Raw genomic sequence first — 12,762 nt, 5'->3', positions numbered from 1 at the left:
ACAGCATATTCTCTAGAATGGACCGCTCCTAAACCCTAAGAGCCTCCATCGCATTGACCACACACACCCTCACCTCGCTCCTCGATACGCTGGATGCCAATGCGCCCTTGGCGCGGCGCCATCTGTGGCTGATTGGCCTGCTGGAATGGATACGCGGCGACAACCGCGCGCCCGACGACTCGGTGAGCCGGGTGCAGCGCTTTCTGGATGCGGTGGATGCCCGGCCCGAGCTGCAGGTGCGCCTGCGGACCTGGTGGCAGGTGCTGGCCGATACGGTGGACAGCACCATGGTGTTGTCCGACTACGGGTTTTCGCCGCGCACCGCGTTTTTCAGCGAGCTGGGTTACCGTCTGCGCTGCAAGCTGCTGCCCAGCACGCCCGAGACCACCGACGCGGCCGAGCTTTTCAGCCTGGTGCTGCCCAACACGCTGGATGCCGCCTGGCTGGCGGCGCTGGATGCGCCCACGCTGGCGCGCATTGGCCATTTGCTGTCGTCGCCATCGCGCACGCCGGGCATCACGCTGTGGCAAGACGAGCTGCTGCAGGCCATTACTTTTTGCAGCAACCAGATCATGGCCACCGGCGTGGCATCGGAGTTGCGCTTGCGCATGAGCGCTGCCGCCCGGCATGATGAGCCGTTCAACAGCCTGTCGGCCGAGGTGGATGCCTTGCGCCGGGCTTTCATTGCCACGCCGCGCGAGCTGCCCGAGCTGGAGGCCGCCGCCCAGCGCCTGCGCGAGCGGCTGGAGCTATGCCGCCAGGCCGCCGCCAGCGTGTACCCGCACCTGAACGACCACGGCATCTCGGTCAACCTGGTGTTCATGCTGCGCCAGTTGCGCGAACGCCTGCTGCGGGTGCGCGATCTGATGGATTGCCTGCTCTCGCCCACGCCCGATGCCAGCGCCAGCCGCCTGGTGGTGCGCCTCACTTATGCCGGGCAGGAACGCCGCAGCCTGCGGGCGCTGGTGCGTGGCAACGCCTCGATGCTGGCCGCCAAGGTGACCGAGCGCAGCGCCGAAACCGGCGAGCACTACATCACCCGCGACCGGGCCGAGTACCGTGGCATGCTGATCAAGGCGGCAGGCGGCGGTGCGGCCACGTCGCTGACCACCTTGCTGAAGTTTCTGATCGGCGCGGTGGGCCTGACGGCCTTTTGGGCGGGCATGTGGTCGGGCGTGATGTACGCCGCCAGCTTTGTGATGATCCAGCTGCTGCACTGGACTCTGGCCACCAAGCAGCCGGCCATGACCGCCCCCGCCATGGCCGCCAAGCTCAAAGACCTGGGCAACAGCCGGGCGATCGAAGACTTTGTCGACGAAGTCACCCACCTGGTGCGTTCGCAGGTGGCGGCGGTGCTGGGCAATGTGGGCATGGTCACGCCCTGCGTGCTGCTGATCAGCTATGCGATGTTCTGGGGCAGCGGCAAGCACATGATCAGCCAGGCCGAGGCCGACCACGTGTTCCACACCCTGAACCTGCTGAGCCCCAGCACGCTGCTGTTTGCGGCGTTTACCGGCGTGCTGTTGTTTACCTCCAGCCTGATTGCGGGCGCGGTGGAAAACTGGTTTGTGCTGCACCAGCTGGATTCGGCCCTGCGCTACAACCCGCGCATCACCCGGGTGCTGGGCGGGGCGCGCGCCGACCGCTGGGCGCGTTTCATGCGCGAGCATATTTCGGGCTTTGCGTCGAACATCTCGCTGGGCTTCATGCTCGGCCTGCTGCCGCCGGTGCTGGCCTTTGTGGGCCTGGGGCTGGAGGCCCGCCACGTGACGCTGTCCACCGGCCAGTTGTCTGCGGCGGCTGCCGCCTACGGCAATCTGGTGTGGACCATGCCGGTGTTCTGGTGGTGTGTGGCGGCGATTCCGCTGATCGGCGTGCTCAACCTGACGGTCAGCTTCTTCCTGGCGCTGCAACTGGCCCTGGGGGCGCACAGCGTGACCGGGCTGGACCGCCAGCGCCTGCGCTACGCCGTGCTGCGCCGCCTGCGCCAGCACCCCTTGAGTTTCCTGTGGCCGCCAAAATCTGAATGAAATGAGCCTCTAGCGCTTATTCCATAAGCGTGAGCAGCTATTTATTCAGGAGTCTTCGTCCGTGTCCGCCTTGAGTTCCAGCGCCGCGCTGTACAGGCCTTTGCGCGGCTGGCCGGTGATGTCGGCGCAGAGTTGCACGGCGGTTTTCAGGGGTAGCTCGGCCAGCAGCAGCTTCAGCACCCGCAGGTCCTGCGCCGGGGCTTCCGACGGTGGAGCCGGGTGGATGACCAGCACAAACTCCCCCCGCGTGCGCGACGGCTGGGCCGCCAGCCAGGCCACCAGGTCTTGCGCGGGCACGGTGGCAATTTCTTCAAACTGCTTGGTGATCTCGCGCGCCAGCGTTACGGGCCGTGCGCCCAGGCAGGCCAGGCTGCGGGCCAGCGCCTCGATGCGGTGCGGGGCTTCCAGCAGCACCACAGCGCGCGGCTCGGCCAGCAGCGCCAGGGCGGCGTTGTCGCGCTCGGTGGCCTTGCTAGGCAAGAAGCCGGTAAACACAAAACCCGTGTCCTGCACGATGCCCGCCGCACTCAGCGCCGCCGTGATGCTGCTGGCGCCAGGCAGAGGCACCACCGCAATGCCCACGGCCCGCGCGGCCGCCACCACCCGCGCGCCGGGGTCGCTGATGGCCGGGGTGCCTGCGTCGCTGGCGTAGGCAATGCGTTCACCCTGCTGCAGCCGCCGCACCACGTTCTGCGCGGCCTCGGTCTCGTTGTGCTGGTGCACCGCCAGCAGCTGGGCGCTGGACTTGTCGATGCCGTAGGCGCGCAGCAGGGCCTGGGTGTGGCGCGTGTCCTCGCAGGCGATGGCATCCACCAAACCCAGCACGTGCAGCGCCCGCAGGCTGATGTCGCACAAGTTGCCGATGGGCGTGGCCACGATGTACAGCGTGCCCGCCGGATAATGCTGCGAAGCGGCTGCCTCCTGGGCGGCTTTCAAGGCGGAAGCAAAAGAAGCGCTCAATGGGTTTCCTCAAAAAAATCGGTGTGGCCTTACCGGGCACGACCAAACAGGTCGGTGATGCGGGTGAAGACCGGGCGCTGGCGCATTTGCAGGCCCAGGGCCTGCGTCTGCTGGAGCGCAATTATCGGACCCCGGGGCGCGGCGGCGGCGAAATCGACCTGGTGATGCGTGCGCCCGACGGCACGGTGGTGTTTGTCGAGGTGCGCCAGCGGGCCACCGCGGCGTTTGGCGGCGCGGCGGCCAGCATCAGCGCCACCAAGCAAAGGCGTATCGTGTTCGCTGCCCGCAGCTATTTGATGCGCCTGCGCACCCCGCCGCCATGCCGGTTTGATGTGGTGCTGGTCGAGTATTCCGGCATCCAATGGCTGCAGGCGGCCTTCGATGCAAGCTGAACTTTCATTTACAAACCCGCTCCTACAGCACAGTTATCATTCCGCACCATGATTGAACAACGCATTCAGCAACATTTCATCGACAGCGCCGACCTGAAGTACCAGTCGGCGCAGCCACTCAGCAAACCCATTGCGGCGGGCATCCAGGCCATGCTGGCGGCTGTGACCAGCGGCGGCAAAGTGCTGGCCTGCGGTAACGGCGGCTCGGCGGCGGATGCGCAGCACTTTGCGGCCGAGTTCGTGGGCCGGTTTGAGCGCGAGCGGCCCGAGCTGGGTGCGATTGCGCTCACCACCGACAGCTCCATCATTACGGCAATAGGCAACGACTACAACTTCGACGTGATCTTCGCCAAGCAGGTGCGCGCTCTGGGCCAGCCCGGCGACGTGCTGCTGGCCATCACCACCAGCGGCAACTCGGCCAACGTGCTGCTGGCCATCCAGGCCGCCCACGAGCGCGAGATGACCGTGGTGGCCATGACCGGCAAGGGCGGCGGCAAGATGGGTGCGGCGCTGCGCGAAACCGATGTGCACATCTGCGTGCCGCACGACCGTACCGCGCGCATCCAGGAAGTCCATTTGCTGGTACTGCACTGCCTGTGCGACGGCGTGGATTCCCAGTTGCTGGGCGATATTGAACCCCCGCTTTAACTTTTTTTGAAAGACTCCATGCACCGTTTTCTACTCACCGCTGCGGCGGCTGTTGTTCTGGGTACCAGCCTGTCGGCCTGCGTACCTTTGGTGGTGGGCGGTGCGGCGGTGGGCGGTGCGTTCATGGCCACCGACCGGCGCACCTCCGGGGCCCAGCTGGAAGATGAAGGCATCGAGCTGCGCGCCAACAACCGCATCGGCCAGAGCATGGGCGAGAGCGCCCACGTCAACGTCACCAGCTACAACCGCCAGGTGCTGCTGACGGGCGAAGTGCCCACCGCTGCCGACCAGCAAAAGCTGCAAGAGCTGGTGCTGAAGGTGGAGAACGTGCGCTCGGTGGTGAACGAGGTGGCGGTGCTCGGCCCGTCGTCGCTGTCGCAGCGCTCGTCCGACACCCTGGTGACCGGCAAGGTCAAGGCCACGCTGGTGGATGCCAAGGATGTGCAGTCCAATACCTTCAAGGTGATCACCGAGCGCGGCACGGTCTACCTGATGGGTCGCGTCTCGATGCGCGAAGCCAACCGCGTCACCGACCTGGCCCGCAGCGTCAGCGGCGTGCAAAGGGTGGTGCGGGTGTTTGACATTCTGAGCGAGGAAGAGCTGAAAAGCCTCTCCACCGTGAAATAGGGCTCACCCCCAGGCTACAGCGCAAGCGCTTTCCGCCAACCCCCTTGGCAAGGGGGCAACACCAGCAGCCTGGCAAAGCCAGTTCTGCGGTGTTTCTGGAAAAGAGGGGTGTTTTGAACGTGGGGTGGTGGTGACTTAGCGGAGTCGCTTGATCAGGCTGGAGGTGTCCCAGCGCTGGCCGCCCATTTGCTGCACGTCGGCATAAAACTGGTCTACCAGGGCGGTGACCGGCAGGCGCGCACCGTTGCGCTTGGCCTCGTCCAGCACCAGGCCCAGGTCTTTGCGCATCCAGTCCACGGCAAAGCCAAAGTCGAACTGGTCGGCCACCATGGTTTTGCCGCGGTTGTCCATCTGCCAGCTTTGGGCCGCGCCCTTGCCAATCACTTCCAGCACCTGCACGATGTCCAGCCCGGCGCGCTGGCCAAAGGCCACGGCTTCGCTCAGGCCTTGCACCAGCCCGGCGATGCAGATCTGGTTCACCATCTTGGCCAACTGGCCTGCGCCGCTGTCGCCCACCCGGGTGCAGGCCTTTGAGAACGCCATGGCCGTGGGGGCGATCGCATCGAAGGCCGCCGCATCGCCGCCACACATCACCGTCAGCAAGCCGTTTTGCGCGCCCGCCTGGCCGCCCGATACCGGCGCGTCGATGAAGCGCAGGCCCAGGGTGCGTGCCGCTCCATCCAGCTCACGGGCGACCTCGGCCGAGGCCGTGGTGTGGTCCACAAAAATTGCGCCCGGCTCCATGCCCGCAAAAGCCCCGTCGGCCCCCAGCGTGACCGAGCGCAGGTCGGTATCGTTGCCCACGCAGCAAAACACGATGTCGGCCCCCCGTGCAGCCAGGCGCGGGGTTTCAGCATGTTTTGGGGCTCCAGCGCTTATGTATTCAGCGCAGAAAGCTATGGATTTAGTAGCGGTGCGGTTGTAGACGGTCACCGAGTGCCCCGCCAGCGCCAGGTGCGCCGCCATCGGGTAGCCCATGACACCCAGGCCGAGAAATGCGACTTTTTTAGGAGGAACGGAAGTGTAGGTTTTGGGGTTGGTGCTTGGCATAGGAATCAAGAGGGGGAGGGTGTCAGACGATCGCGAAATGCTCAGTCCCGGCGGCCAGATCCTGGGTCTTGGCGCGCTGGCTGTTGAGCTTGATCTGCAAACGCAGGTCGTTGAGTGAGTCGGCGTGGCGCAGGGCATCTTCGTAGCTGATGTACTGGCTCTCAAAGGCATCGAATAGGGCCTGGTCAAAGGTCTGCATGCCCAGATTGCGGCTCTTCTTCATGATCTCTTTGATTTCGGTGACTTCGCCCTTGAAGATCAGGTCGGCGATCAGCGGGGTGTTGAGCAAAATCTCCACCGCGGCGGCCCGGCCCTTGCCGTCCTGGCGGGGAATCAGGCGCTGCGACACCACGCTGCGCAGGTTCAGCGACAAATCCATCAGCAGCTGGGCACGGCGTTCTTCGGGGAAGAAGTTCAGGATGCGGTCCAGCGCCTGGTTGGCGTTGTTGGCGTGCAGTGTGGCCAGGCACAAATGGCCGGTTTCGGCAAAGGCGATGGCGTGTTCCATGGTGACGCGGTCGCGGATTTCCCCCATCAGGATCACATCGGGGGCCTGGCGCAGCGAATTTTTCAGGGCGGAGTCCCAGCTGTCGGTGTCCAGGCCCACTTCGCGCTGGGTGACGACGCAGTTTTTATGCGGGTGCACAAATTCCACCGGGTCTTCGATGGTGATGATGTGGCCGTATGAGTGCTCGTTGCGCCAATCGACCATGGCGGCCAGGGTGGTGGACTTGCCACAGCCCGTACCGCCGACCAGGATGCACAGACCACGCTTGGTCATGGCCACATCTTTCAGCACCTGCGGCATGCCCAGGCCATCCACCGTGGGGATGCTGACCGGAATCACCCGCAGCACCATGCCGACTTTGCCCTGCTGTACAAAGGCGTTCACGCGGAACCGGCCAATGCCCGCCGGTGAGATTGCGAAATTGCATTCTTTGGTGCGCTCAAACTCGGCGGCCTGCTTGTCGTTCATCACCGAACGGGCCAGGGCCAGCGTGTGGCTGGCCGTGAGCGGCTGGGGCGAGACTTTGGTGACCTTGCCATCGACCTTGATGCCGGGCGGAAATTCGGACGTGATGAACAGGTCGCTGCCGTTGCGGCTGACCATGAGTTTCAAAAGATCGTTGATGAACTTGCTGGCTTGGTCGCGTTCCATCGTGGGGGCCTTAGTTGGGACGGTCGCTGAACCGGGCGCTGATGGCACGCAGCCGCAGCGAGAGTTTGCGCGCCAGCAGGGCTATCAGGCAGGCGGCCAACCGGGGGTCGGTGTTCATCATGTCGTCCATCGATTCGGCGCTGAGTGCGGCGATTTCGCAGTCGTCCAGGGTGGTGCAGGCCGAGAAGCGGATGCCGCTGTCGAGCAGCGACATTTCCCCCAGGATGTCACCCGGCTTGGTTTCGGCCAGCCGCAGGTGCTCGCCCCAGGGCTGCAGCCGGTCGACCGCAATGGTGCCTTTGAGCAGCACCACCATGAAGTTGCCGTATTCGCCCTGGCGGATGATGTCGCGCCCACCGGGCACCAGGGCAAACTGGAAGAAGCGCTCCATGCGCAGGATGGAGGCCGCGTCGAGCTGCTCCATGTTCTTGTCTTTGGCCCACAACTCTTGCAAGGTGCGCACGCTGTTCGCGGTGGGCAGGCGCTTGGCACCGACTTCGATGGCCCGCGCCTCCCACGGCACCAGCATCGAGGGGTCGACATTTTGCCCATTGAATGCCGTGGTGAACAGCATCGAGTCGTGCGGAGCCGCCTCGGGTTTCGGCTCCGACTTGTGGAGTAAGAACTCCAGAATACCCTTCATGGGGTGCTCCAATCGTTCGTCATGTTCAACCTGGAAAGTTCTCGGGAATTTTGGCTTTGCCCCGCGCTTCGCCCGGGCTGATGATATTGCGGCGTACCAGATCGGTCAGGTTCTGGTCCAGTGTCTGCATGCCCACGCTGTTGCCGGTCTGGATGGTGGAGTACATCTGCGCCACCTTGGCTTCGCGGATCAGGTTGCGGATGGCGCTGGTGCCCAGCATGATCTCGTGCGCCGCCACCCGGCCCTGGCCGTCCTTGGTTTTGCACAGGGTTTGCGAGATCACCGCCTGCAGCGACTCCGACAGCATGGCGCGGACCATTTCCTTTTCTTCGGCTGGAAACACGTCAATGATCCGGTCGATGGTCTTGGCCGCGCTGGAGGTGTGCAGGGTGCCGAACACCAGATGCCCGGTTTCGGCGGCGGTCATGGCCAGGCGGATGGTTTCCAGGTCGCGCATTTCACCGACCAGAATCGCGTCCGGGTCTTCGCGCAGGGCAGAGCGCAGGGCGGCGGCAAAGCTCAGCGTGTGCGGGCCGACTTCGCGCTGGTTGATCAGGCATTTCTTGGATTCGTGGACAAACTCGATCGGGTCTTCCACCGTCAGCACGTGGCCGTATTCGGTTTCGTTGAGGTGGTTCACCATGGCAGCCAGCGTGGTGGATTTGCCGGAGCCGGTAGGCCCGGTCACCAGCACCATGCCGCGGGGCTTGAGGGCCAGGTCGCCAAAAATCTTGGGCGCGTTGAGCTGCTCCAGGGTGAGGATCTTGGACGGAATGGTCCGCAGCACGGCACCGGCTCCGCGTGCGTGGTTGAAGGCATTGACCCGAAAGCGTGCCAGGCCTTCGATCTCGAACGAGAAATCGACCTCCAGAAACTCTTCATACTGTTTGCGCTGGCTGTCGCTCATGATGTCGTAGACCATGGCGTGCACGGTTTTGTGGTCCAGCGGATCGACGTTGATACGCCGCACATCGCCGTGCACCCGGATCATGGGCGGCAGCCCGGCCGACAGGTGCAAGTCCGAGGCCTTGTTTTTTACGCTGAATGCGAGCAATTGGGTAATGTCCACGGAGCCCCTTGATGTTTGGTACGCTGTAGGTTTGATTATGACTACGATTAGTAACAATCTCCAAGGCGTTCGTGGGCGCATGGTTACAGCTTGTACCCGCGCATCGCGTCCAGCAGGTAGCGTGGATTTGCTGGCTGTTTCCAAAACCTGGGGACCGGAGGCGGTGCGCGAGGCTTTTGCCGCGGGGCAGACGCGGTTTGGCGAAAACTATATCCAGGAAGCCGTCACCAAAATCACCGCTTTGCAGGATTTGCCGCTGGAATGGCACTGTATCGGCCCCATCCAAAGCAATAAAACGGCCTTGGTGGCTGCGCATTTTGACTGGGTGCACAGCATCGACAGGCTCAAAATCGCCCAGCGCTTGAGCGACCAGCGCCCGTCACACCTGCCGCCGCTGCAGGTCTGCCTGCAGGTGAATGTGGACGGTGGTGAGAATAAATCCGGCGTGCCGCCGCACCAGGCCTTGGCCTTGGCGATACAGGTGGCGACCCTGCCGCGCCTGAGTTTGCGGGGGCTGATGGTGATTCCGGAGCCTGCCGCGGATTACGCCGGGCAACTGGCGGTGTGCGCCCAGGCCAAAGCCTTGTTTGACCAGATCGTTGCCGCCGCCGTGCCGGGCGCGCCACATTTTGATACCTTGTCGATGGGCATGACGGCCGATCTGGAGGCCGCTGTGGCGGCGGGCAGCACCCTGGTGCGCGTGGGCACCGCTATTTTTGGCGTGCGGTAGCCGTCAAATCACTGCGCGGGCACGATCACCGACACCCTGCGGTTCTGCAGCCGTCCGGCGGGCGTGTCGTTGGACACCACGGGCCGGTCCTTGCCCCAGCCGCGTACTTCCATGCCGTCTTTCGACAAGCCCTGTGATGCCAGCGCCTGTGCCACGGCTTCTGCCCGGCGCAGGGACAGGGTCTGGTTGAAAGCTGCCGGACCCACGTTGTCGGTATGCCCTTCGACCCGTAGCCGGTTGATACCCAGTTTGGCCAGGGCGCTGCCGATGCGGCCCGCTACGGCCTGGCTTTCGGCATCCAGTGCGTCGGAAGCGGTATCAAACAATATTTTTCCGGAAATGGGGTACTCCCAGCCTTCTTCGGTGCGCACAAAGCCCAGGCGCTCCAGTTCGGTTGCGCGGTCGAGTGGCGGGGCGGCCGGGGGGGGAGATTGGCAGGCCACGAGCAAGCCCAGAGTGAGTGCGGCGGTGGATCCGAGAATGTGGCGGCGCGTATGTGAGCGCATGCCAGCAGGTATTTGCAGGTGGGTGTGCGGTTGCATTACAGAACTTCTCTTTTTTCGGGCGGATGCGCTGAATCACTGCCATCCGTTTGATCGTTGAAAATATGGCGCTGGCCGCGTTGCTGGCTTTTCACCCGGTACATGGCCCGGTCGGCAGCACGCAGCAGCTGTTCCGCAGTTTGCCCGTGGATCGGGTAGATCGCAATGCCAATGCTCAAGGACGGCACGATATGGTCTTGGGGCCGGATCTCCAGCGGCGTGGCCATGCTGGCGATGATTTTGTCGGCAATCCGGGCGGCATCTTCCACGTTGTGCAAGGGGGCCAGCAGAATGGCAAATTCGTCGCCGCCGAGGCGGGCCACCACATCGTTTTCGCGTACCTGCGCCCGCACCCGGTCGGCCACCTCGACCAGCAGCGCATCGCCCACGGCATGGCCATAGCGGTCGTTGATCGACTTGAAGTGGTCGTTATCCAGATACAGCACGGCCAGGCCGCCGCCAGTGGCCTGGATGTCTTGCAACACCCGCGTGAGACGACGTCGAAAGTAGGCACGGTTGGGCAGGCCGGTCAAGCTGTCGTGGTTGGCCAGGTGCGACAGCGATTTGTTCTCTTGGTGCAGTTGGGTCTGGTACACCTCGATTTCCATCAGCAAGGCGTTGAAGTCCTCGCCCAGTTGGTGGAACTCGGCAATGCGCGATGCCGGTGCGCGCGCCGACGTCGTACGGTCAAAACGGGCTGCGTAGGTCACCGCCGTCAGGGCGAGCACCGGCTGCAGGATGTCGCGCTGGATACGCCGCGAGAGTTGCCGCACGGCCACAGCGCCCAGTGCCAGGCACACCAGCATACCGGCCAGGCCCATGAAGATAAAGCCCACAAACCCCGCCCCGTCGCCGCGCAAACGCACCTCGGCGATGCGGCGGCCCTGGTACACCACGGGGGCGATGGTGGGCTGCGGCAACAATAGCGCCACGATGCGGTCGCCTACAACATCGGGCAGGTTGTTGGTAGGCCGTATGTAGCGCCCCAACAGCGCGCCACGGGTATCCACAATCTGCGCACTGGCCAGCGACTCCTGGCGGGCGATCAGCCCCAGTGATTCCTGGATGGCAATGGTGTCCCGAAACACCACGGCTGCCTCTGCGGTATACGCAATGGACCGCGCCACCAGTTGCAGGTTCTGGTCGGCGGCGGTACGCAAGGCCACCAAGGCCGCCAGCGTCAATGCAAAACCCACCGCCAACATCATCAGCGTGGCCACCCGGAAATGGGCCTGTTGCAGCGTGGCCAGCAGGCTGACGCGCCCCGTGGCAGGCTTGTGGGGGCTATGCCGGTTCATGGGGCCGTCTTCCCAGCAGGCCGCCCGAGCCGCAGAACCTGCGGATTCACCCGCACACCGCTGCGGGCAACGGCATCCAGGTTGACTTCAAATTGCACGCCCATGGGGTTGCTGGCATCCAGGCACACCATCGCGCCCGCTGCACAGGGTGGAATCCGTTCACTGACCGTCAGCACCGGATACCCCACTACATTGGAGAATATGCGGCGCGAAGCCGCATCGTCCAGCGTGCCTATATACAAAGCGTCGCACTGGGCGGCGATGGACGCTTCGCTGTCAGGTGCCAGCGCCTGCACCACGATGGGCCGCTGGGGCAGGGCAGCCAAGCCGTTTTTCAGCCATGGGTCGGTATGTGCGCTGCGCCCTGCGACGCACACGCGCAGCGGCATGGACTCGTTGGGCCAGCGGGCATAACCCAGGATGCCCAGCAGCGTCTCGGTTACGCTGATCCGTCCGGGCGCCACCGGTGGGGCCGTACCCACCTGCTGCGCCAACGCCAGGCTGCTCGCGGCGCACAAGGCGCCGATCCATACGGTGCGCAGCAGGGTGGATAAAGAGGTGTTGTGCTTCATGGCAGACGCAGCCGGGTGGAGTTTTTGACCTCTTCCATCACCGCATAGGTACGGGTTTCGCGCACGCCCGGCAGCTGCCACAGCACCGTACCCGCAAATTCCCGGTAGGCCAGCATGTCGGCCATGCGGGTCTTCAGCAGGTAGTCGAAGCCCCCCGCCACCATGTGGCACTCCATGATCTCGGGGCGTACCTGCACAGCGGCCTTGAACGCATCAAACACATTCGGCGTGGTGCGGTCCAGCAGCACTTCTACAAACACCATCATCGACGCGCCCAGCTGCAAGGGGTTGAGGCGGGCCTCATATCCGAGGATGTAGTTGTCTTTGGTCAGGCGCTGTACCCGCGCCAGCACCGCTGTGGGTGACAAAGCCACCTTTTCTGCCAGCTTCAGGTTCGAAATGCGGCCATCCTCCTGCAGAAATCCCAGGATCTTCAGGTCGATGCGGTCTAGGTCGGCAATAGGCGTTATCACAGAAGTATTGTCGCTATTGTCACGAAAGGCGGTAGGTCGCGAGATGTATGCTGGTTTCGGTGCTGCTGATGCCGCGCACCAATCGTATACGCTCCAATACCTGTGAAAGTTCGGCCAGATGGGCGGCGCGCAGTTCGGCCAGCAGGTCCCATTGGCCATTGGTGTCGTGCAAGGTGGCCACACCGGGCTCACCCAGCAGGCTGTCAATCACCGCACGGGTGGCGTTGCCCGCGACAGCAATCGACATCCAGGCCGAAATGCCATGGGGTTCGGCATCGGGCCGCAGCCGCACGGTATAGCCGACGATCACGCCCGCGTCCTCCAGTTTGGTGATGCGGTTGGTAACCGTGCCGCGCGACACCCCGAGCTTGTGCGCCAAGGTCGCCACCGTGGTTCGGGCATCTTTACGTAAATATGAAATCAGCTGTTGGTCGGTCACATCCATGCTTGCATTTTGCGGCCATTCATTGGGGAAAACCAGTTATGACGCGACAAAGTCAATGCGGCGCAGGTGTAAAAAAGTGGCTGTGGGGTGTGTTTTAAAAGCAACAAAGCATGATCGTTTTTAT

Annotated in this window: 15 protein-coding genes; 5 read left to right on the top strand and 10 right to left on the bottom strand. The window is 63.7% G+C overall.

Annotation, left to right across the window (positions count from 1 at the left end):
* Positions 1-53 precede the first annotated feature (53 nt).
* Positions 54-2,030, top strand: a complete 1,977-nt coding sequence (locus AC097O_RS14505; protein WP_479593494.1) for a site-specific recombinase — start codon at positions 54-56, stop codon at positions 2,028-2,030.
* 45 nt (positions 2,031-2,075) lie between these two features.
* Here AC097O_RS14505 and rsmI read toward each other — a convergent pair whose 3' ends face one another.
* The gene (rsmI, locus tag AC097O_RS14500) at positions 2,076-2,990 is read right to left on the bottom strand and encodes a 16S rRNA (cytidine(1402)-2'-O)-methyltransferase (protein WP_479593493.1); all 915 of its coding nucleotides are present in this window, start codon (positions 2,988-2,990) and stop codon (positions 2,076-2,078) included.
* Between rsmI and AC097O_RS14495 the strand changes: the two genes are divergently transcribed.
* From AC097O_RS14495 to AC097O_RS14485, 3 genes are read left to right on the top strand one after another with little or no spacing between them, the layout of a single operon-like run.
* Entirely contained in the window at positions 2,990-3,382 is a 393-nt protein-coding gene (locus AC097O_RS14495) for a YraN family protein (RefSeq protein WP_479593492.1), read from the top strand. The genes rsmI and AC097O_RS14495 overlap by 1 nt on opposite strands.
* A gap of 48 nt (positions 3,383-3,430) precedes the next feature.
* Positions 3,431-4,030: a phosphoheptose isomerase gene (locus tag AC097O_RS14490; protein WP_479593491.1), complete on the top strand. Its 600-nt coding sequence runs from the start codon at positions 3,431-3,433 to the stop codon at positions 4,028-4,030.
* A gap of 18 nt (positions 4,031-4,048) precedes the next feature.
* Complete coding sequence (locus AC097O_RS14485; RefSeq protein WP_479593490.1) at positions 4,049-4,657, top strand: BON domain-containing protein; 609 nt, start codon at positions 4,049-4,051, stop codon at positions 4,655-4,657.
* Positions 4,658-4,792: 135 nt separating this feature from the next.
* Here the strand turns inward: AC097O_RS14485 and AC097O_RS14480 are convergent, their stop codons facing one another.
* The 4 genes from AC097O_RS14480 to AC097O_RS14465 are packed head-to-tail and all read right to left on the bottom strand — an operon-like array spanning position 4,793 to position 8,578.
* Positions 4,793-5,707 (bottom strand): NAD(P)-dependent oxidoreductase, encoded by a 915-nt coding sequence (locus tag AC097O_RS14480; protein ID WP_479589296.1) that lies wholly within the window; start codon positions 5,705-5,707, stop codon positions 4,793-4,795.
* Between the two features lie 22 nt (positions 5,708-5,729).
* The gene (locus AC097O_RS14475; protein WP_479593489.1) at positions 5,730-6,866 is read right to left on the bottom strand and encodes a PilT/PilU family type 4a pilus ATPase; all 1,137 of its coding nucleotides are present in this window, start codon (positions 6,864-6,866) and stop codon (positions 5,730-5,732) included.
* A gap of 10 nt (positions 6,867-6,876) precedes the next feature.
* Positions 6,877-7,509, bottom strand: a complete 633-nt coding sequence (locus AC097O_RS14470; protein WP_315188440.1) for a cyclic nucleotide-binding domain-containing protein — start codon at positions 7,507-7,509, stop codon at positions 6,877-6,879.
* 25 nt (positions 7,510-7,534) lie between these two features.
* Positions 7,535-8,578 carry a type IV pilus twitching motility protein PilT gene (locus AC097O_RS14465; RefSeq protein WP_315188442.1) on the bottom strand — a complete coding sequence of 348 codons (1,044 nt, stop codon included), beginning with the start codon at positions 8,576-8,578 and terminating at the stop codon, positions 7,535-7,537.
* A 37-nt stretch (positions 8,579-8,615) separates the two neighbouring features.
* Here AC097O_RS14465 and AC097O_RS14460 point away from each other — a divergent pair, with 37 nt between their 5' ends.
* Positions 8,616-9,308 (top strand): YggS family pyridoxal phosphate-dependent enzyme, encoded by a 693-nt coding sequence (locus tag AC097O_RS14460; RefSeq protein WP_479593488.1) that lies wholly within the window; start codon positions 8,616-8,618, stop codon positions 9,306-9,308.
* Positions 9,309-9,316: 8 nt separating this feature from the next.
* Here AC097O_RS14460 and yfiB read toward each other — a convergent pair whose 3' ends face one another.
* Genes yfiB through AC097O_RS14435 form a run of 5 tightly spaced genes read right to left on the bottom strand, consistent with a single transcriptional unit; the run spans position 9,317 to position 12,638 of the window.
* The gene (yfiB, locus tag AC097O_RS14455) at positions 9,317-9,850 is read right to left on the bottom strand and encodes an outer membrane lipoprotein YfiB (RefSeq protein ID WP_479593487.1); all 534 of its coding nucleotides are present in this window, start codon (positions 9,848-9,850) and stop codon (positions 9,317-9,319) included.
* Positions 9,850-11,148 carry a diguanylate cyclase DgcN/YfiN gene (gene dgcN, locus AC097O_RS14450; protein WP_479593486.1) on the bottom strand — a complete coding sequence of 433 codons (1,299 nt, stop codon included), beginning with the start codon at positions 11,146-11,148 and terminating at the stop codon, positions 9,850-9,852. Before dgcN ends, yfiB begins: the two co-directional genes overlap by 1 nt.
* The gene (yfiR, locus tag AC097O_RS14445; protein WP_479593485.1) at positions 11,145-11,720 is read right to left on the bottom strand and encodes a regulatory sequestration protein YfiR; all 576 of its coding nucleotides are present in this window, start codon (positions 11,718-11,720) and stop codon (positions 11,145-11,147) included. Before yfiR ends, dgcN begins: the two co-directional genes overlap by 4 nt.
* Complete coding sequence (locus AC097O_RS14440) at positions 11,717-12,181, bottom strand: Lrp/AsnC ligand binding domain-containing protein (RefSeq protein WP_315188616.1); 465 nt, start codon at positions 12,179-12,181, stop codon at positions 11,717-11,719. The genes yfiR and AC097O_RS14440 overlap by 4 nt, the downstream gene beginning before the upstream one ends.
* 31 nt (positions 12,182-12,212) lie before the next feature.
* A complete protein-coding gene (locus AC097O_RS14435; protein ID WP_315188452.1) occupies positions 12,213-12,638 on the bottom strand; it encodes an Lrp/AsnC family transcriptional regulator in 426 nt (141 codons plus the stop codon).
* Between the last annotated feature and the right edge of the window lie 124 nt (positions 12,639-12,762).

Source organism: Rhodoferax sp. LS1P39, from assembly GCF_056521425.1.
The sequence above is the reverse complement of the archived record's forward strand: the minus strand, read 5'-3'. Positions and strand labels throughout refer to the sequence as shown.

What these genes read in the sequence shown, in the direction of transcription:
- AC097O_RS14460 (WP_479593488.1), top strand. Translation starts at nt 8,616, where the DNA reads ATGACTACGATTAGTAACAATCTCCAAGGCGTTCGTGGGCGCATGGTT.
- dgcN (WP_479593486.1), bottom strand. Translation starts at nt 11,148, where the DNA reads ATGAACCGGCATAGCCCCCACAAGCCTGCCACGGGGCGCGTCAGCCTG.
- AC097O_RS14490 (WP_479593491.1), top strand. Translation starts at nt 3,431, where the DNA reads ATGATTGAACAACGCATTCAGCAACATTTCATCGACAGCGCCGACCTG.
- AC097O_RS14495 (WP_479593492.1), top strand. Translation starts at nt 2,990, where the DNA reads ATGGGTTTCCTCAAAAAAATCGGTGTGGCCTTACCGGGCACGACCAAA.
- yfiR (WP_479593485.1), bottom strand. Translation starts at nt 11,720, where the DNA reads ATGAAGCACAACACCTCTTTATCCACCCTGCTGCGCACCGTATGGATC.
- AC097O_RS14470 (WP_315188440.1), bottom strand. Translation starts at nt 7,509, where the DNA reads ATGAAGGGTATTCTGGAGTTCTTACTCCACAAGTCGGAGCCGAAACCC.
- AC097O_RS14475 (WP_479593489.1), bottom strand. Translation starts at nt 6,866, where the DNA reads ATGGAACGCGACCAAGCCAGCAAGTTCATCAACGATCTTTTGAAACTC.
- AC097O_RS14480 (WP_479589296.1), bottom strand. Translation starts at nt 5,707, where the DNA reads ATGCCAAGCACCAACCCCAAAACCTACACTTCCGTTCCTCCTAAAAAA.
- AC097O_RS14435 (WP_315188452.1), bottom strand. Translation starts at nt 12,638, where the DNA reads ATGGATGTGACCGACCAACAGCTGATTTCATATTTACGTAAAGATGCC.
- AC097O_RS14485 (WP_479593490.1), top strand. Translation starts at nt 4,049, where the DNA reads ATGCACCGTTTTCTACTCACCGCTGCGGCGGCTGTTGTTCTGGGTACC.
- yfiB (WP_479593487.1), bottom strand. Translation starts at nt 9,850, where the DNA reads ATGCAACCGCACACCCACCTGCAAATACCTGCTGGCATGCGCTCACAT.